At 68.0% G+C, this 18721-nt stretch carries 19 protein-coding genes; 3 read left to right on the top strand and 16 right to left on the bottom strand.

Annotation, left to right across the window (positions count from 1 at the left end):
• Positions 1 to 7: 7 nt before the first annotated feature.
• From rpe to QM701_RS07210, 11 genes are all read right to left on the bottom strand, one after another.
• Complete coding sequence (gene rpe, locus QM701_RS07160) at positions 8 to 697, bottom strand: ribulose-phosphate 3-epimerase (RefSeq protein ID WP_415166400.1); 690 nt, start codon at positions 695 to 697, stop codon at positions 8 to 10.
• A gap of 54 nt (positions 698 to 751) precedes the next feature.
• The gene (locus QM701_RS07165; protein WP_415166401.1) at positions 752 to 2344 is read right to left on the bottom strand and encodes an HD domain-containing phosphohydrolase; all 1593 of its coding nucleotides are present in this window, start codon (positions 2342 to 2344) and stop codon (positions 752 to 754) included.
• Positions 2345 to 2357: 13 nt separating this feature from the next.
• Positions 2358 to 3125 carry an MBL fold metallo-hydrolase gene (locus tag QM701_RS07170; RefSeq protein ID WP_415166402.1) on the bottom strand — a complete coding sequence of 256 codons (768 nt, stop codon included), beginning with the start codon at positions 3123 to 3125 and terminating at the stop codon, positions 2358 to 2360.
• A 139-nt stretch (positions 3126 to 3264) separates the two neighbouring features.
• Positions 3265 to 3969, bottom strand: a complete 705-nt coding sequence (locus tag QM701_RS07175) for an FHA domain-containing protein (protein WP_415166403.1) — start codon at positions 3967 to 3969, stop codon at positions 3265 to 3267.
• A 27-nt stretch (positions 3970 to 3996) separates the two neighbouring features.
• Positions 3997 to 4794: a Stp1/IreP family PP2C-type Ser/Thr phosphatase gene (locus QM701_RS07180; protein WP_415166404.1), complete on the bottom strand. Its 798-nt coding sequence runs from the start codon at positions 4792 to 4794 to the stop codon at positions 3997 to 3999.
• A gap of 147 nt (positions 4795 to 4941) precedes the next feature.
• Positions 4942 to 5901, bottom strand: coding sequence for an ornithine cyclodeaminase family protein (locus tag QM701_RS07185; protein WP_415166405.1), 960 nt, complete (start codon positions 5899 to 5901; stop codon positions 4942 to 4944).
• Between the two features lie 62 nt (positions 5902 to 5963).
• Complete coding sequence (locus QM701_RS07190; protein ID WP_415166406.1) at positions 5964 to 6806, bottom strand: ABC transporter permease; 843 nt, start codon at positions 6804 to 6806, stop codon at positions 5964 to 5966.
• A complete protein-coding gene (locus QM701_RS07195; RefSeq protein WP_415166407.1) occupies positions 6803 to 7729 on the bottom strand; it encodes an ABC transporter permease in 927 nt (308 codons plus the stop codon). Before QM701_RS07195 ends, QM701_RS07190 begins: the two co-directional genes overlap by 4 nt.
• Positions 7730 to 7744: 15 nt before the next feature.
• Positions 7745 to 8851, bottom strand: a complete 1107-nt coding sequence (locus QM701_RS07200; RefSeq protein WP_415166408.1) for an ABC transporter ATP-binding protein — start codon at positions 8849 to 8851, stop codon at positions 7745 to 7747.
• 7 nt (positions 8852 to 8858) lie between these two features.
• On the bottom strand, positions 8859 to 9977 hold the full coding sequence (locus QM701_RS07205; RefSeq protein WP_415166409.1) for a polyamine ABC transporter substrate-binding protein: 1119 nt from the start codon (positions 9975 to 9977) through the stop codon (positions 8859 to 8861).
• Between the two features lie 114 nt (positions 9978 to 10091).
• On the bottom strand, positions 10092 to 10580 hold the full coding sequence (locus tag QM701_RS07210; RefSeq protein ID WP_415166410.1) for a disulfide bond formation protein B: 489 nt from the start codon (positions 10578 to 10580) through the stop codon (positions 10092 to 10094).
• A gap of 151 nt (positions 10581 to 10731) precedes the next feature.
• Between QM701_RS07210 and QM701_RS07215 the strand changes: the two genes are divergently transcribed.
• The 3 genes from QM701_RS07215 (at position 10732) to QM701_RS07225 (ending at position 13265) form a co-directional block, all read left to right on the top strand.
• Positions 10732 to 11451, top strand: coding sequence for a winged helix-turn-helix domain-containing protein (locus QM701_RS07215; RefSeq protein WP_415166411.1), 720 nt, complete (start codon positions 10732 to 10734; stop codon positions 11449 to 11451).
• Positions 11438 to 12850 (top strand): ATP-binding protein, encoded by a 1413-nt coding sequence (locus tag QM701_RS07220; RefSeq protein ID WP_415166412.1) that lies wholly within the window; start codon positions 11438 to 11440, stop codon positions 12848 to 12850. The genes QM701_RS07215 and QM701_RS07220 overlap by 14 nt, the downstream gene beginning before the upstream one ends.
• Positions 12851 to 13061: 211 nt before the next feature.
• Complete coding sequence (locus QM701_RS07225) at positions 13062 to 13265, top strand: hypothetical protein (RefSeq protein ID WP_415166413.1); 204 nt, start codon at positions 13062 to 13064, stop codon at positions 13263 to 13265.
• Between the two features lie 221 nt (positions 13266 to 13486).
• Here the strand turns inward: QM701_RS07225 and QM701_RS07230 are convergent, their stop codons facing one another.
• Genes QM701_RS07230 through QM701_RS07250 form a run of 5 tightly spaced genes read right to left on the bottom strand, consistent with a single transcriptional unit; the run spans position 13487 to position 18517 of the window.
• Positions 13487 to 14812, bottom strand: a complete 1326-nt coding sequence (locus QM701_RS07230; RefSeq protein ID WP_415166414.1) for a mechanosensitive ion channel family protein — start codon at positions 14810 to 14812, stop codon at positions 13487 to 13489.
• Entirely contained in the window at positions 14809 to 16065 is a 1257-nt protein-coding gene (locus tag QM701_RS07235) for an RsmB/NOP family class I SAM-dependent RNA methyltransferase (protein ID WP_415166415.1), read from the bottom strand. Before QM701_RS07235 ends, QM701_RS07230 begins: the two co-directional genes overlap by 4 nt.
• 1 nt (position 16066) lies before the next feature.
• Entirely contained in the window at positions 16067 to 17128 is a 1062-nt protein-coding gene (locus tag QM701_RS07240; protein ID WP_415166416.1) for a DUF3108 domain-containing protein, read from the bottom strand.
• 13 nt (positions 17129 to 17141) lie between these two features.
• Positions 17142 to 17798 carry a phosphoribosylglycinamide formyltransferase gene (gene purN / locus QM701_RS07245; RefSeq protein WP_415166417.1) on the bottom strand — a complete coding sequence of 219 codons (657 nt, stop codon included), beginning with the start codon at positions 17796 to 17798 and terminating at the stop codon, positions 17142 to 17144.
• Positions 17795 to 18517: a hypothetical protein gene (locus tag QM701_RS07250; protein WP_415166418.1), complete on the bottom strand. Its 723-nt coding sequence runs from the start codon at positions 18515 to 18517 to the stop codon at positions 17795 to 17797. Before QM701_RS07250 ends, purN begins: the two co-directional genes overlap by 4 nt.
• Between the last annotated feature and the right edge of the window lie 204 nt (positions 18518 to 18721).

Consider the following 18721-nt stretch of genomic DNA (forward strand, 5'->3'; position numbering starts at 1 on the left):
GCGCGCCTCACACCCGCGCCAGCTGGGCGCGCATGGCCGCGATCACCGAGTCGTAGCGGTGCGGATCGCTTTCCTTGCCGGCCTCGTAGATCGCCGAGCCGGCGACGAAGGTGTCGGCGCCGGCCAGGGCGATGGCCGCGATGTTGTCCACCTTGACGCCGCCGTCGATCTCGACGCGGATGCGGCGGCCGGTTTCCTGTTCGTAGTCCTTGATCCTGGCGCGCGCCTGCTGCAGCTTGGTGAGCGTGGCGGGGATGAACTTCTGGCCGCCGAAGCCGGGGTTGACCCCCATCAGCAGCACCATGTCGAGCTTGTCCATCACGTAGTCCATGTAGTGCAGCGGCGTCGCGGGATTGAACACCAGCCCGGCCTGGCAGCCGCACTCGCGGATCAGCGACAGGCTGCGGTCGACGTGCTCCGAGGCTTCCGGATGGAAGGTGATGACGTTGGCGCCGGCCTCGGCGAAGTCGCCGATCAGGCGGTCGACCGGCTTGGCCATCAGGTGCACGTCGATCACCGCCTGCGTCAGCGGCCGGATCGCCTTGCACACCACCGGACCGATCGTCATGTTGGGCACGTAGTGGTTGTCCATCACGTCGAAGTGGATCCAGTCGGCGCCGGCCGCGATGACGTCGACCACTTCCTCGCCGAGCCGCGCGAAGTCGGCCGAAAGGATGCTGGGAGCGATGAGATACATGGGTTCCGCCTGCGAAAAAAACCCTATTCTACCGTGCCGCGGCGGCGCGGCAGCTCAGTCGGAGACGTCGATCTGCGCGGGATCGAGGTATTCGCGGGCGTATTCCAGGTACACCTTGCGGCGCACGAACACCGCGTGGATGTCCGGATCGATGTGCCCGTTGCGGCTGAAGTTCTCCAGGATGCGCAGGGCCTCGGACAGCTTCATGCCCGGCTTGTACGGCCGGTCGCGCGCGGTGAGCGCCTCGAAGATGTCGGCGATGCCCATGATCCGCGCCTGCACCGACATTTCGTCGCGCGTCAGCCCGCGCGGGTAGCCGCGGCCGTCCATGCGCTCGTGGTGGCCGCCGGCGTATTCCGGGACGTTCTTCAGGTGCTTCGGCCAGGGCAGCGATTCGAGCATCTTGATGGTGGCGACGATGTGGTAGTTGATCATCTCGCGCTCGGCCGCGGTCAACGTGCCGTGGCGGATGGTCAGGTTCTCGATCTCGTCGTCGGAGAGGAAATCGACCTCGTCGCCGTCGGGATCGGTCCAGCGGTAGCGCCGCGAAATCCGGCGCACCCGCTCCTGGTCCTCGGGCCGCATCGATTCGCTGCCCTTGTTGACCTGCGCCAGGAAGGCGCGGTCCTCGGCGATGCGCTGCAGCTTTTCCTCGTAGTCGCGCGTCGCCGCGCGCGGGTCGGCGCCGGCCTGCAGCGCGCGCAGCATGGCCAGCTCGGCGTCGCGCCGGACCACCTCGAAGCGGGTGTCGATGAGCTCGATGCGGTCGCAGATGGTCTGCAGCTTGGTCGCCTTGTCGACGATGTGCACCGGTGTCGTCACCTTGCCGCAGTCGTGCAGCAGGCCGGCGATCTTCAGCTCGTGCCGGTCCTTGTCGTCGAGCGTGAAGCCGGCGAGCGGGCCGCTCTCGGTGGCGGAGACGGCCTCGGCCAGCATCATGGTCAGCGCCGGCACGCGCTGGCAGTGGCCGCCGGTGTAGGGCGACTTTTCGTCGATCGCCAGGTTGATCAGGGTGATGAACGATTCGAACAGCTTTTCCAGCTGGTCGACCAGCAGGCGGTTGGTCAGCGCCACCGCCGCCTGCGAGGCCAGCGACTCGGCCAGGTGCCGGTCGGCGTCGGAGAACGCGCCGACCGCGCCGGTTTCCGGATCGATGGCGTTGATCAGCTGCAGCACGCCGATGATTTCGTTCTCGTGATTCTTCATCGGCACGGTGAGGAAGGACTGCGAGCGGTAGCCGGTGCTGCGGTCGAAGGCCCGCGTCCCCGAGAAATCGAAGCCCTGCTCGTGGTAGGCGTCCGCGATGTTCACCGTGCGCGCATGCAGGGCGCAGTACGCCGCCACCATCGAATTGTTCGCCTCGCCGTTCTCGTGGTACAGCGGCAGGTCGCTGAACTGGGCGGAAATCGGCAGGCCGCTGATGCCGCCGAACGCCAGGTTCAGCGAATCGGTGCGCACGATCTCGAAGTGCAGCGTGCGCCGGTCTTCGCTGACCCGGTACAGCGTGCCGCCGTCGGCCCGGGTGATCGCCTTGGCCGCCAGCAGGATGCCTTCGAGCAGCCGCGCGAGGTTGGCCTCGTTCGACAGCGACACGCCGATGTCGTTGAGCTGCGCGTAGCGCTGGGAAAGATCGACGGGTGGCGTCACGCGGCGGCCCCGCTCAGAACTCGAAAACCTGGCCGTGGCGCAGGATGCCCGGCGGCGGACGCCCGCCCGGCTTGCCCAGCTCGCCGGCGATGACCTCGCTCTGCCCCGGCTTGAGGTGCGTGACGTACACCTCCGCCGGCACGGACAGCTTGTCCAGCTCCGCGAACAGCAGGCGCGGGCACAGGTGCTTCGAAATGCGCGCCAGCGCCTCCTCGCGGTCCGAGAAGGCCGTCTCGATGATCAGGTAGCGCAGGTTGGCGATACGGTTGACCACCGGCCAGAACTGGTCGTTGGCCGTGGTGTCGCCGGTGAACACCAGGCTGGCGTCGCCGGAGTCGAGGTGGTAGCCGACGGCGGGCACCGTGTGCTCGGCCGGCACGGCGGCGATGCCGCGCCCGCCCAGGCGGACCCGCTGGCCGACGCGGATCGTCTCGTATCGCATGATCCGGCGGTCGCGGATGGCGATCTCGCTGAAATCCGGCCAGATGGCCCAGTTGAAGATGTGCGCGCGGATCGCCTCCAGCGTCGCCGCGGTGGCGTGGATGACCACCGGCGCATCGCGCAGGTCGGCCACCGAATCGATCATCAGCGGCAGCGCGGCGATATGGTCGAGATGGGAATGGGTGATGAACACGTGGTCGATGGCGGCCAGCGCGGCGAGCGGCAGGTCTGTCAGGCCGGTACCCGCGTCGATCAGGACGTCGTCGTCGACGAGCAGCGAGGTGGTGCGCAGGCCCTGCCCGCCGATGCCGCCGCTACACCCCAGTACCCTGACTTTCATCCGCCCGTCCCCCGGTTTTTCGACGCCCCGCCCCGCTGCCGGTTCAATCCCGCAATCGGACAAGCTTAGCCGGCCGGCCGCCGCCGCGGCGAGGAACTATGTCACGCGGACCGGCCGCCCGCGGGGGCGCCGGATCGCGTCATCCCTTCAGGAAGAACTCCATCTTGATGCCGGCGATCTCGATCACGTCGTGATCCTTGAGCGGGTGCGCCTGGGCGTCGAGCGTCTGCCCGTTCACCGCCGGGAAGCTCGCCCCCTCGACGTGCGTGATGAAGTAGCCTTGCGGCCGCCGGGCGATCACGGCGACCTGCCGCCCCGGCTTGCCCAGGGTGGTCAGGGTCTTGGTCAGTTCCAGCTCGCGGCCGGCGTTGGCGCCGTTCAGCACCTGGATGGCGCCGAGCGCGGCCGGCGCCGCGGCGGGAACCGGGACGGCCTGCGGCGCGGGGGCGTCCCCGGCGCGCGGCGGCGCGGCCGCCGGGGCCGGAGCCGGCGCGGGCGTCAGCATGTTCGGCCGCAGCACCATGGTCCGCTCGTAGTCGGGATCGGCCGGCGCGGCGGCCTCGGCGATGTACTTGAGCTTGTATTTGCCGAGCTCGACGACGTCGCCGTTCTTGAGGAAGTGCTTCTTGATCGGCTGGCCGTTCACCAGGGTGCCGTTGGTGCTGTTCAGGTCCTCGAGAAACGAATCGTTGAGGATGGTCACCACCGCGGCATGCTCGCCGCTGATAGCCAGGTTGTCGATCTGGATGTCGTTGGACGGGCGCCGGCCGATCGTCATGCGCTCCTTGTTCAGGCCGATTTCCTTGAGGACCAGGCCATCCATGCTCAGTATCAGCTTTGCCACTGTCCGCCTCCCTGTTCTTGGCTTTCCCTACTTGTTGTCCGGGCTCTCGGGGAAGGCGTGGTGCACCTTCACCAGAATGACCGAAACGTTATCACGCCCGCCGTTGTCGTTGGCCATCTGGATGAGCTGATCGGCGGCCAGTTCCAGGTTGACCGACAGCGTCTGCAACGCCAGCAGGATTTCGTCGTCGGGCAGCATGTCGTTCAACCCGTCCGAACAGAACAGGTAGAGGTCGCCCGGCAGGACGTCGTATTCGTGGATCTCCGACTCCACCGCGGGTTCCACGCCGAGCGCCCGCGTCACCAGGTTCTTGTTCTGCGAGAAGCGCGCCTCCTCGACGGTGATCAGGCCCTGGTCGATCTGCTCCTGCAGCAGCGAATGGTCGTGGGTCACCACCGTGAACTGGCCGTCGCGCAGCCGGTAGAGCCGGGAGTCGCCGATGTGCGCCACGGCGACGCGGTCGTCGGAGAACAGGGCCATCACCAGCGTGGTGCCCATGCCCGAATACTGCGGCTCGCTGAGCGCGGCGTTGTAGATCGCGGTGTTGGCCTGGCCGATGCACTCCTCCAGGCAGCGGCTGGCGGACGGCCGGCCGTCGGCGGCGCCCCGGACGGGCTCGAAGAAGGACGTTTCGAGCGCGGAGGAAAGGAAGGAGGTGGCCATGCCGCTGGCCACCTCGCCGGCGTTGTAACCGCCCATGCCGTCGGCCAGGATCACCACCCCGCGGGCCGGATTGACGAAGACCGCGTCCTCGTTGTGCTCGCGCACCAGTCCCGGATCGGTCCGGGCGACGATTTCGAGCGCCCCGCTCATCGTGCTGACCACGTCATCTCCCCGTCAAAAACACGCCCGCTTCTCCCGCGGGCTCGCAAGTTTCGGCGAGCATTCTCCTAGCAACACGCGAAGGCCGTCAATCGGCGCGGCGAAAATCGGCGCCGCCGGTACCGGCCGTCAGACCCGCGCCGCCGCCGGTCAGGCGCCGTACGGCAGCTCGATACCCAGTCCCTGCTCGCGCGCCAGGGCCTCCAGCCGGACGGCCACCGCGATGTCCTGGATGGCCATGCCCTGCGATTCGAACAGGGTGATGTCCTCGGGCTTGGCGCGGCCCGGATGGCGGCCGAGGATCACGTCGCCCAGTTCGACCAGCTGGCGCTCGGAGAGCCGCCCCTTTTCGAGCAACGGCAGCAGGTCGCCGGCCTCCTTGAGCGCGGTGTCAACGCTGTCCACGACGATCGGCCGGCAGAGCTTGAGCACGTCCTCGCCGACCTCGCGGCGGATCACCGAATTGGAGCCCGCCGCGTTGATGTGCGTGCCCGGCGACAGCCAGGCGGCGTCGAACAGCGGATTGGCGGCCGTGGTGATGGTGCTGACGATGTCGCTGCCGCGCACCGCGTCCTCGGGCGACGCCGCCGGCACGACGTCGAGCCCCAGGCGATCGGACATCCTGGCGCAGAAGGCGGCCAGGCGCTCGGCGTTGCGCGCGAACACCTTGACCCTGCGCAGCTTGCGCACCGCCGCCACCGCCTCGATGTTGCCCTCGGCCTGCCAGCCCGCGCCGAACACGCCCATCACCTCGGCATCCGGCCGCGCCAGCCAGCGCGTGGCCACGCCCGAGGCGGCGCCGGTGCGCATCATGCCCAGGTAGTCGGCCGCCAGCACCACGCGCAGGGCGCCGCTGGCGGCGCTGAACACGTGCACCAGGAAGCGCACGCCGGAGCGGTTGCTGGTGTAGGCCTTGTAGCCGATCGCGTCGCGTCCGGGCAGCGCGCCCTGCAGGATGTGCAGCGCGGTCTGCGGCAGCCGGGTGCGCTGGCGCGGGACGTCCACGGCCCGGGCCAGGGACAGCTCCGTGTGCGCCTCTTCGACCGCCTCCAGGGTCAGCGGCATGGTCAGCAACTGCCGCACATCGTCTTCATTCAGGAACAGCGCCATATATCCTCCGAAAGTTGGTTCAATCGCGGGTCATGCAAACTTGCGCGCCGCCCGGCGCCCGTTCAGTGAAACCGCTGGGCGGCGGCCATCTCGTTGGCGCGGCGGCGTTCCTGCTGGGCGATCATGTAGCTGGCGATCGCCACGCCGATGGCCACGATCACCACCACCACCGTGGCGATGGCGTTGACCGACGGATTCAGCCCCAGCCGGGCGCGCGAGAAGATCACCAGCGGCATGGTGGTCGACCCCGGCCCGGACAGGAAGGCCGAGAGCACCACGTCGTCCAGCGACAGCGTAAAGGTCAGCAGCCAGGCCGACAGCAGCGCCTGGGCGATCATCGGGATGGTGATCAGGAAGAACACCTGCCAGGGCTTGGCGCCCAGGTCCTGGGCGGCTTCCTCCAGCTGCGGGTTGAGGTCCTTCAGGCGCGCGTGGATGACCACCGTGGCGTAGGCCATGCCGAGCAGCAGGTGGCCGAGCCAGATCGTCACCATGCCGCGTTCCGGCACGCCGAGCAGCCGCTGCAGGGAGACCAGCATGAGCAGCAGCGACAGCCCGACGATGACCTCCGGCATGACCAGCGGCGCGCTGACCATGCCCGAGAACAGCGTGCGGCCGAAGAAGCGGGGATAGCGGTGCAGCGAGGCCGCCGCCAGGCTGCCGAGCACGACCGCCGCGGTGGCGGTCGAGGTGGCGATCTGCAGCGACAGCCACAGCCCTTCCTTGAGGTCGGTGTCGGTGGTCAGCGCCTGGTACCAGCGCAGGCTGAAGCCGCCCCACACGTTGGGCACGCTCGACTCGGTGAAGCTGTAAACCACCAGCGCGACGATCGGCAGGTAAAGGAAGCCGTAGACGGCGGCCATCCACAGCCGGGACAGCATCCTGGCCCTGCGCTCCGTTCTCACGACGCCTCCTCCCGCACGCGCGCCTGGTTGCGCCCGAAGATGGCGAGCGGCACGATGATCACCAGGATCATCACCACGGCGACGGCCGAGGCCATCGGCCAGTCGTTGTTGGAGAAGAACTCGTCCCACAGCACGCGGCCGATCATCAGCGTCTCCGGGCCGCCGAGCAGTTCGGGGATGACGTATTCGCCGACGCAGGGGATGAACACCAGCATGAAGCCCGCGACGATGCCCGATCTCGACAGCGGCACGGTGATCCGCCAGAACGCCTGCCACGGCGTGGCGCCCAGGTCCTGCGCGGCCTCGATCAGGCGCAGGTCCATGCGGGACAGCGTGGCGTAGAGCGGCAGCACCATGAACGGCAGGTAGGTGTAGACCATGCCGAGGACCAGGCTGAACGGGCTGTACATCAGCTGGTCCGGCGACGGGACCAGGCCGAGCCAGGCCAGCACGTGGTCGAGGCCGGAGGCGTGGATCGGCGCGCCGACCCAGCCGTTCGGTTCGAGCAGGCTCTTCCAGGCATAGACGCGGATCAGGAAGCTGGTCCAGAACGGCAGCATGACGCCCATCAGCAGCGCCGGCTGCCAGCGCCGCTCGCTGCGCGCCATGAAGTAGGCGAAGGGGTAGCCGATCGCCAGGCACACCGTCGCGGTGATCAGCGCGTACTTGACCGACACCAGGTACGTGGCGAAATACAGGTCATCCGTGACCAGCTGCACGAAGCTCGCCAGGTGTACGCGGAAGGTCAGCACGTCGTCCGAGAGCGTCAGCAGCGGCGTGATCAGCGCCCCGTCCATCTGCGCCAGGCTGATGCGCAGCACGAGCAGGAAGGGCAGCAGGAAGAAGATGGCCAGCCAGACGAAGGGCACGCCGATCACCGCCGTGCGCGCCCCCGGCTTCCAGTCACCACTCAGGAAGGGCATGGCGGCGATCCTCGCTCAGAAGGTGAGCACGACCTGCGCCGACGGCGGCCAGCTGGCCCACACCGTGTCGCCCCAGGTCGGCTTGCCTTCGCGGTAGCGCTGGTCGTTTTCCTCGCTGACCTTGAGCCGGGCACCGCTCGGCAGGTCGAGGAAATAGACGCTGTAGCTGCCGAAGTAGGACATTTCCTGGACCACGCCGCGCACGCGGTTGTGCGGCCCGGCGGGCTCCTCGCGGGAGAGGTAGATCTTCTCGGGCCGCAGCGCCACGCTGACTCCCATGCCGACGTGCCCGGTGATGCCGTGCCCGACGAAATGCGAGCAGTCGGCGCATTCGATGGTCACCGAGCTGGCCTGGTCGTCGACCACCACGCCGTCCATCAGGTTGACGTTGCCGATGAAGTCCGCGACGAAGCGGCTGTTGGGCGTCTCGTAGAGTTCACTGGGCGTGTCCACCTGCAGCAGCACGCCCTCGTTCATGACGCCGATGCGGTCGGCCATGGTCATGGCCTCTTCCTGGTCGTGGGTGACCATCACGCAGGTCACGCCGACGTCCTTGACGATGTTCACCAGTTCGATCTGCGTCTCTTCCCGCAGCTTCTTGTCCAGCGCGCCGAGCGGCTCGTCGAGCAGCAAGAGCTGCGGCCGCTTGACCAGGCTGCGCGCCAGCGCCACGCGCTGCTGTTGCCCGCCGGAAAGCTGGTGCGGCTTGCGGCCGCCGAAGCGCTCCAGCTTGACCAGCTTGAGCATCGCCTCCACCCGCTTGGCGATCTCGTCCTTGGGCAGGCCGTCGCGGCGCAGCCCGAAGGCGATGTTGTCCCACACCGACAGGTGCGGAAACAGCGCGTAGGACTGGAACATCATGTTGATCGGCCGCTCGTAGGGCGCCAGCCCGACGATGTCCTGTCCGTTCAGGACGATCTGTCCCGAGGTCGGCGTTTCGAATCCCGCCAGCATGCGCAGCAGGGTCGTCTTGCCGCAGCCTGATGAGCCGAGCAGGCCGAAGATTTCCCCACGCGCGATGTCCAGGCTGACGGCATCGACCGCCCGCACGGCGCCGAAATCCTTGACCACCTCCCTGACTTGCAGGAAATGCTGGTCCGAGTCGGAAAGGATGGCCGCCATCGCCGCGCTATCGGTTGGATTTGAAGTTGGTGAAGGTCCGCGTGATGATGCGCCGGGTCGCCTGGTCGGGAACGCCGGGCGCCAGCATCGTTTCGAGCACGGCGGCCGACGGGAACACCGCGCTGTTGCCGGCGATCTCCGGCTTGACGAACTTCAGCGAGGCCTTGTTCGGGTTGGCGAAGAAGACCGTGTTGGTCAGGCTGGCGTGCACTTCCGGACGCATGATGTAGTCGATCCACTTGTGCGCGTTGTTAACGTTCTTGGCGTCCTTGGGGATGGCCATCACGTCGAAGAACAGCAGGCCGCCGCTCTTCGGCACCAGCACCTGGACGTTCTGCCCGGTCTTGTTCTGCCTGGCCCGGTTGGAGGCGATCATGATGTCGCCGGACCAGCCCAGCGCGACGCAGATGCTGCCCTTGGCCAGCTGGTCGATGTAGTCGGAGCCCGAACCGACGAAGCGCGTCACGTGGGGACGCACGGCCTTGAGCATCTTGCCGGCCTCCGTGTAATCCGCCTGCTCCGTGCTGTACGGATTCTTGCCGATGTAATGCAGGGCGATGGGCATCACCTCCGAGGCCGAATCGAGGATCGACACCCCGCACTTCTTCAGCTTGGAGGCATATTCCGGCTTGAACACCAGGTCCCAGGCGTTGTCGGGCAGCGGCGTGCCGCCGAGGGCCTGCTTGACCTTGTCCCCATTGATGCCGACCGTCGTGTAGCCCCACAGCCAGTTGACCAGGTACTCGTTGCCCGGGTCCATCTTGGCCAGTTGGGCCTGGATCGCCGGATCGAGGTTCTTCAGGTTGGGCAGCTTGCTCTTGTCCAGCTTCTGCAGCAGGCCCGCGGCGATCTGCTGCTTGGCGAAATGCGAGCCGGGCACGACCACGTCGTAGCCCGAATTGCCGGCGACCAGCTTGGCATGCAGCGATTCATTGCTGTCGAAGATGTCGTAGCGGACCTTGATCCCGGTTTCCTTCTCGAAATTCTTGATGGTGTCCGGGGCGATGTAGTCCGCCCAGTTGTAGATGTTCAGGACTCCCGCCTCCTGCGCCGTCGCGGCGCCGGCGGCCAGCATGACGGCGGCCAGGACGGCCAGCCGCTTGCACCCCATGGAACGCATCTTCATCGATGGTCTCCTCGCAGGAAAACAGAACCGGAAAAAAGCACGATATGATACCGAAACCCCGCGCCGTCAACACGGGGGAAGCTCACGAAAAAACGGCCGCCGGAAACCCGTCGATTACCGTACCGGCCGGCGGAACAGCGCCCAGAGCGACACGCCGAACAGCACGCAGAAACACACCCCCGACCAGTTCGCCAGGGACAGCCCGAGAAACACCCAGTCCTTGTCCTTGCACAGGCCGGTCACCATGAACATCGACGGCCACACGCTCCCCAGCCAGTCCACCAGCCGCTCGACCAGCGTCGGATCGCCGAAACCGCATTCGACCGCGTTTTGCGGCGCATATTGCATCCAGCTCTGCTCGCCGGCCGCCAGCACGCCGCCCAGCGCCGCCAGCGCCGCCAGCAGCGCCCACGGCCGGCGCCACCTCGGCAGCAGCGCCCCGGCCAGCCCGACACAGGCCAGGACCATGTACAGGAAACGCTGGAAGTTGCACCAGTAGCAGGGCTGCAGGCGAAACGCCTCGCCCAGCGCCAGCCCGCCGGCCAGCAGCCCCAGCGACACGGCGGCCAGCCCGCCGAAGATCCCTCTGTCCGAAATACGCATGCGTTCATCCCATGGCCCGATCGACGGCAGATTCTAGCAGGCCGGCCGGCGCTCCATCGCGCGGATCGCGGCGGGTTGGCCGCCCGCGCCGATCATCGAGTATCATTCTTCCGTTATTTACCCTTCGTTGCCGCAACGTCTCCACTACGCCATGAAAACACGCATCCTGCTGGTCGAGGACGATGACCGCCTGGCCAAGCTGACGGCCGAATACCTGCAGAAGAACGACTTCGACGTCACCATCGAGGCGCGCGGGGATACCGCGGAGACGCGCATCCTGAGCGACGACCCGGACCTGGTGATCCTGGACATCATGCTGCCGGGCAAGGACGGCTTCGAGGTCTGCCGCTCGGTGCGCGCCCGCTACAAAGGCGTGATCCTGATGCTCACCGCGCGCGACGAGGACCTCGACCAGATCCTCGGCCTCGAACTGGGCGCCGACGACTACCTGGCCAAGCCCGTCCAGCCGCGCCTGCTGCTGGCGCGCATCAAGGCCCTGCTGCGCCGCACGCCGGCGCCGTCCGAAACGGCGGACGCCCCCGGCGAAAACAGCGAAGCGGCGGAACTCTCCTTCGGCAACTTCCGCATCAGCCAGGCCACGCGCAGCACGCACCTCGGCGACGAGACGATCGACCTGACCACCGCCGAGTTCGACCTGCTCTGGCTGCTCGCCCTGCATGCGGGCAGCATCCTGTCGCGCGACGACCTGCTGCAGCAGCTGCGCGGCATCGGCTTCGACGGCCTCGACCGGTCGATCGACGCCCGCATCTCCCGGCTGCGCCGCAAGCTCGGCGACGACCCGGAAAACCCCACCCGAATCAAGACCGTGCGCGGCAAGGGCTACCTGTTCAGCAAGCATGACTGGCAATAGCCGCAGCAGCAGCCTGCTCAACATCTTCGGCCGCTACAAGCACACCCCGTGGCGGGGCGGCTACAGCCTGTCGCGCCTGTTCCTCAGCTTCTACCTGCTGGTGATGGGCTCGTTCGTGGTGGTCGCCTTCGTCGCCGACTTCGTCATCTCGTCGGCGCTCAAGGGCATCACCGACGACTACACCAGCCGCTTCATGCGCGGCACCATCGTGCTGATCGAGGACGCGCTGTTCCAGAAGCCGCGCTCGGAATGGTCGACGCTGATCAAGGAGCTCGACTCGCAGTTCTCGTACCGCCTGAACATCGTCAACCGCTGGTCGCTCAAGCTCAAGCCCAAGCAGGCGGAAAAGCTCGACGCCGGCGAACTGGTCGTCGACTCCGACGGCGACATCATCTATCACCGGCTGAAACAGACGCCGCAGATCCTGGTGGTCGGCCCCTTCACCCCGGACGCCAACTCGGACCGGCCGCGCGCCATGCCCTTCGACCTGCGCATCCGGCTGCTCACCTGGAGCCTGATCGGCCTGTTCGTGGCGGTCGCGGTGTGGTTCTGGGTGCGCCCCTTCTGGCGCGACCTGGAAGCCCTGCGCAAGACCGCGCGGGCGCTCGGCGAAGGGCATTTCGAGCGGCGCGCGCCGGAAGCCAAGAGCAGCGCCTTCGACCTGCTGACCGAAACGATGAACGGCATGGCCGAGCGCATCCAGCGCCTGATCGCCTCGCAGAAGGAACTGTCCAGCGCCATCTCGCACGAACTGCGCACGCCGATCTCGCGCATGCGCTTCGCCCTCGAAATGCTGGCCGAAACGCCGGAGAAGGAAGAGCGCGAACGCCTGTGGCAGATGATGGAGGAGGACCTCGACGAACTCGACGAACTGATCGAATCCAGCCTGGCCTACTCGCGCTTCGAGCGCGAGCAGCCGGAGCCCCACCTGAAATCGATCGAGTTCGCCACCTGGCTGACCGAGGAGGTCGACTCGCTGCGCATCCTCTCGCGCAACCTGGAACTGTCGATCGACACCAGCGCGCTGCCGGCCGGACAGTGCGTCGAGCTCGACCTGAAGAGCATGCCGTACGCCATCACCAACCTGCTGCGCAACGCCCTCAAATACGCCAAGAAGCGCATCGTGGTCAGCGCCGAGGTGGTGGGCAGGAACATCCGCGTGCACGTCGACGACGACGGCATCGGCATCCCGCCCGACGAACGCCAGCGCGTGTTCACCGCGTTCATCCGGCTGGACCGCTCGCGCGACCGCACCACCGGCGGCTACGGCCTGGGCCTGGCGATCGTCCGGCTGGTCATGGAACAGCACGGCGGCACCGCCTTCGCCGACGATTCGCCGATCGGCGGCGCGCGCTTCACCCTGAGCTGGCCCCTGTTACAAAGCGTCACACAATCCTGACGAAAGCGCCAAAGACAGCCTTTTTGGTGCTGACTATAGTTTCCGCCTCATTGATAAGTCCGATGGAGAATCCTGGCATGCTCCCGCGCTTTCAACCTCCCCTGCTTCGCGCCAAGAGCACGTCCCGCCAGGACGCCGGCGACCGTTCCACCGGTCCGGCCCATAGCGTCGCCGTTCCCTGTACCCCGCAACCGGCCAGGAAAACGCAAGCTTGAGACCAGCATCTTCCCGGCCGACGAAATTTCCCCTCGCCGAGGGCATCGGCATTTTCGTCGGGATTCTCGCCTGGGACCTGTTGAGCGAAGGCCGCCTCAATCTCTTCAAAGCGCTGTTGATCGCCGTCCCGTGCACGCTGGTGTGGTACGCCGTCCGCTGTTGGAAACACGCCAACCGGACGGAAAAATGGCGCCATTGAGCGCCGCGCGCAGCTTCCGGAACCGTTACAGTCCGTCACGCAAACGCCGCACAAGGCCAACAGACCGGCGGGCCCGCCTTCCCTATACTGCAAGCGTTGCTTCAGCGTCCCCCGCTGGCAATGTTTGACCCTCCCTGACCCATCGCAACGATGGGATTTATGTCCCGAACCACACCGGTTCGGGATTTTTTTTGCCTGCGCGGCGGCGAGGCGGAATCGCGTCAGGCGGGCGCGGCCGGCGCCGGGCGCGTCTCCTCCGGCGCGTTCGGCAGCATCCGCACCTCGCGCTGCGGGAAGGGAATCGAGATGCCTTCCCGGCGGAAGACGCGCAGGATTTCGAGGTTGATGTCCGAACGCACGCCGCCCGTTCCCAGTTCGGGATCGCCGACCCAGAAGCCGAGCTCCAGCATGATGCTGCTGTCGGCGAATTCGGTGAGCATGACGCCCGGTGCCGGATCGGCGAGGACGCGCCGGTGCGTCCTCGCGATCTCGACCATGAGATTCATGGCGTGCTCGACGTCGGTATCGTAGGCGACGCCGACGGTGGTCGCCACGCGGATGCGGTTGTCCGAGAACGACAGGTTGCGCACCATGTTTCCCACCAGATATTCGTTGGGAATGATCACCTCCGTGCCCGAGAGCATGCGCAGCACGGTGTAGCGCGTGGTGATGCGGGTCACCGTGCCGGTCGTCTTGTCGTCGAGCGCGACCAGGTTGCCGAGCCGGATCGAGCGGTCGAGCAGGATGATGAAGCCGCTCACGTAGTTGCTGGCGATGCGCTGCAGGCCGAGGCCCAGGCCGACCGCCAGGGCGCCGCTGAAGACGGACAGCGCGGTCACGTCGATGCCGAGCAGCGACAGGCTGAGCAGCAGGGCGATCACCGACAGCAGCGCCTTGGCCAGCCGGGCCAGCACTTCGCGCAGGTTGGCGTCCATTTCCCGCACCGCCGCCAGGCGGCGCTCGATCACGCTGCCGACCCACAGCGCGGCGAGCAGCGTGACGCAGACGGTCACCGAGCCGTGCAGCAGCGTCCACAGATCGAGGCGCTGCCGGCCGACGCTGAACGAGACCTGTTCGAGCCCTTCGATGACGTCGTCCGACAGGCCGGTCATCTCGATGATCATGCCGCCCCAGATGACGAAGGCCGCGAAGCGTTCGAAGTTGCGCAGGAAGCTGCCGTGCGGAAACACGCCGCGCAGCACGTACACGAAAATGCGCACCAGGACCCACGAGACGAGCAGCAGGGAGGCGACGCTGAGCAGCGCCAGATGGCCGACGCCGAGATGTTCGAGGACGCGGCGCAGCACCCCGGCCAGGATCAGCGCGATCAGGGGAAAGGCGATGCGCTTGATGCTGCCCGCGCCGAAGGCGAGCAGCGCGTTGTGCCCATTCAGGACGTGCGCGTGGCTGTTGCGCCGCAGGCGGTAGGCGAGCCACCAGGAGATGCCGAGAATCGCCGCCAACGCGCCGAGCAGCCAGTAGAACTCGACGGAATTGAGGTCGCCCCAGAGATGATTGAGCAGGGCGAAGATTTTTTTCTCGCTCATCGACGCTCCATGACCGCGGCAAAGAAACCGTCCGTGCCGTGCCGGTGCGGCGCCAGGCGCAGGCGCGCGCCGGTCTCGACGGCGATGCCCTGCCCGCTCAACACGTCTTGCGCGGACACCGGCGCGAATTCGGGATGTTCGGCGAGGAAGCCGTCGACCACGCCGTCGTTTTCGGCGTCGAGCAGGCTGCAGGTGGCGTAAACCAGCCGCCCGCCCGGTTTGACCAGCCCCGCCGCCGCGCGCAGGATCGAGGCCTGCTTGGCGGCCAGCTCCGCGACGCTCTCCGGCGTCTGGCGCCATTTCAGGTCGGGATTGCGGCGCAGGGTGCCGAGGCCCGAACACGGAGCGTCGACCAGCACGCGGTCCAGCTTGCCGGCCAGCCGCTTGATCTTGACGTCATGTTCCGAATCGATGCGCGCGGGGTGCACGTTGGACAGCCCGGAGCGGGCCAGGCGCGGCTTGAGCCTGGCCAGCCGCTTCTCGGCCACGTCGAAGGCGTACAGCCGCCCCTGCGAGTGCATCATGGCGCCGAGCTGCAGGGTCTTGCCGCCCGCGCCGGCGCAGAAATCGGCGACCATCTCGCCGCGTTTGGGCTGCAGCAGGAAGCCGAGCAGCTGGCTGCCTTCGTCCTGCACCTCGATGCCGCCGTCGAGGAACAGCGGCTGGCGCGCCAGCGAGGGCTTGCCGGCCAGCCGGATGCCGAGCGGCGAGAAGCGGCACGGCTCCGCCTCGATGCCGTCCGCGCGCAGTCCGTCCAGCACGGCCTCCCGCCCGGCCTTGAGCGTGTTCACCCGCAGGTCGAGCGGCGCCGGCTGGTTGAGGCTGGTCGCCAGTTTTTCCAGCTCGTCCGCCGCGAACTGGCGGGCCAGCGCGTCGAACAGCCAGTCCGGCAGGTCGAGGCGGACCGCCGCCGGCAGTTCGTCGAGGCGGACGGCCTTGGCCTGCCCCAGCCATTTCGCCTCGGTTTCGCTCAGCACCGGTTCCAGCTCGCGCCGGTTCAGGCCCTGCCCGAAGGCCAGCGCGGCGAGCACCAGCCGGCGCGAGACGACCTCGTCGAGGCAGCGCGCCGACAGCGAGCGTTTGCGGCGCAGCACCGCGTACACCGTCTCGGCGATGAAGCCGCGATCCTTGTGGCCGAGCTCGCGATGCTGGCGGAAATAGCGGGAGACGACCGCATCCGCGGCGAACGGCGAGCGCAGCAGCTCGGCGAGCAGCGCCTCGGCGTGCTTCAGGACGGCAGGGGAAAAACGCATGTCATTGTTCCAGCAGGATTTGGGTGGCCGACTGCACGTACACGCCGCCCTTGTTGTCGATGTGGCGAATTTTAACCGGCAGCAGCCGGTAATCGTAGGCCAGCCAGATCTCGGTGGTGGTCTCGCCGGGCAGCCGCAGGTGGCGGGCGCGCAGGGCGCCCAGCGGAATCTCGATGTCCTCGTCGCCCAGGTATTCGACGCGGAAGACCGCGTATTTCTTGCCCGTGGCGAGCGGCAGCGCGGCGGTCCCGCCCGGCGCGAGGTCGGCGAAGCCGAGCTGGTAGAAGACCGACAGCAGGTCCTGCGTGCCCGGTTCGAGCGCGTGCTCGCTGCGGTCGCCGATGCGCAGGCGCATGGTTTCCCAGTCGAACAGCGCCCGCTCGCGGCCGAGGCGCCCGTCGCGCAGGACGCCGAAGGCATCCGGCCGCAGGCCGCGCGCCGTGACGCGCCCGACACTCTCCATTTCCAAGCTGACCGAGCGGAGCAACCACGCCAGCCCCGTCGTCTCGGCCGACGAGGACAGGCGATAGCGGTCCCCGTCGAGTTCCCATTCCTGGCGCGCGACGCCGATCTCGAACCCCGAGTCGCCGCGATCCACCCGGAAGCGGATGCTGCCGCGCGGCGGCAGGCGTTGTTCGGACGGCCCGGCCGCCGCGGTATCCGGCGCGGCCGGGCTGCCGCTGCGCGCGGCATCCGGCGCAGCGGGACCGGCCGCGCCTGCGCCGTCCGGCGCCGGCGGCGGGGACTCCACGGGCGCTTGTACCGTGGGCGCGGAGGATTCCGGCGCGGCGGGCACGGCCAGGATGCGCGGCCGGGGCGCCGCGGGCCGGCTGGCGGAGGGCGTCCGTGCCGCGGGTTCCGCCTTGCGCGGCGCGGGGCGGAGCTCCGCCTCGCGCGGCGAGGGCGCGGGCGGCTGGACCTTGGACGGCTCCGGCGCGGGGCGCAGTTCGGCGACCAGCGCGGGCGCCTCGGGTTCGGGCGCCAGGTCGATCTCCGGCCCGAACAGCGCGGCGGCGTGCAGGCCGAGCGAGGCGAGGAAGGCGAGGAAGAGCGCGACGGGCATACGGCCCATGCCGCTAGCGGCGCTCCCGGAGGGCGGGCGAAATCAGGCAGCCGTCCGCGTCCTGCCCGGCGGCCAGCTCGACGCGCCCGCCGGCGAGGCGCAGGCGGCCTTCGGCGAACCAGCGCACGGCCAGCGGGTAGAGGCGGTGCTCCTGCGCCAGCACGCGCGCCGCGAGGCTGGCCGCGTCGTCGCCGTCGAGCACCGGCACGGCGGCCTGCGCGATGATCGGGCCGTGGTCCAGCGCCGGCGTGACGAAATGCACCGTGCAGCCGTGGATGCGCACGCCTTCGTCGAGCGCGCGCTGGTGCGTGTGCAGTCCGGGAAAGGCCGGCAGCAGCGACGGATGGATGTTGATCAGCCGGCCGGCGTAGCGCGCCACGAAGCCGTCGCCGAGGATGCGCATGAAGCCGGCGAGGACGACGAGGTCGGGCGTAAAGGCGTCGATCGCCTCGGCCAGGGCGGCGTCGAAGGCGTCCCGCCCCGCATGCCGGGCGTGGTCGACGACCCGCGTCGGAATGCCGCGCGCCGCGGCGAATTCGAGGCCCGGCGCGGCGGGACGGTTGGCCAGCACGGCGGCCACACGCACGGGCAGCGTGCCGGCGGCCGCGGCGTCGATCAGCGACGCCATGTTGCTGCCGCGTCCGGAGATGAGGATGACGATGGATTTCATTTGATTCCCAGCGCACCGACGGGCAGGAAGACCGCCGTGGCGACAGTTTGGGTCAGCCGCGTGATCGAGCGGCCGTGCCGGTCGGCGACGATCTTGGACATGAAGTCGAGCAGACCGATAACGCGGCCGAACTCGCGCTCGAAGCTCAGGTTGGGGTTGCTCCGGTCGAGCTCGTTGGAGGCCAGCAGCGCCTGCCCGCCCGGAGTGCGCGTCGAGGACATCTTCCACACGGCGATCTCGACGTTGCGCGCGCAATTGTAGAGTTTCTGCTCGTCGAGGGCGTCCAGCACGTAGAAATCGTCCTTGTGTTCGAAGGCCGCGTCGACCATGCCGATCAGCCCGGCCATCACGGCCAGCACGCGATCGCCGGCATAGTCGGCGCTGAAGGCGTACAGCGCGGCGGCGCCCTCGCGGCGCCCGCCGAGTTCGGGGAAATCGGTGCGGCCCGAGAACAGGCGGCTGACCGCCGCGTCTAGGCTAGGCTGGCCGGATTTTTTCCATTCCCCCGGATTGCGCCGGTAGAGTTTTTCCGCCACCCGGCGCAGTCCGGCCATCACTTCGGCGCGGTTGGCGTCGATTACCCGGTCGATTTCCGTCTTCGCCAGGTAGCGCGGCTCGAAGCGCGTTTCCTTCTGGCCACCGGCGCCGACTTTCGTCGCGCATCCGTCGAGCGCGAAAAAAGTCAGGAAAAACAGGAGGAAGGCGGCGATTGTCGGCATCCGGGAATGATAGCGCGGAAAACGCGGCCGCAGACGGGGCGCCGCTCGGTGCACTCCCTCCCCTTCAAGGGGAGGGCCGGGGTGGGGATGGGGGAAGTGTCGGCAAACAGCAGGAATTCCCGCACCGAATACCCCATCCCCCACCCGGCCTCCCCCTTGAAGGGGGAGGAGTCGAGGCGTTCCGCATGCGTGCGATGGCCCTGC

The organism is Propionivibrio sp., assembly GCF_047602565.1.
Classification (GTDB): Bacteria; Pseudomonadota; Gammaproteobacteria; order Burkholderiales; family Rhodocyclaceae; genus Propionivibrio.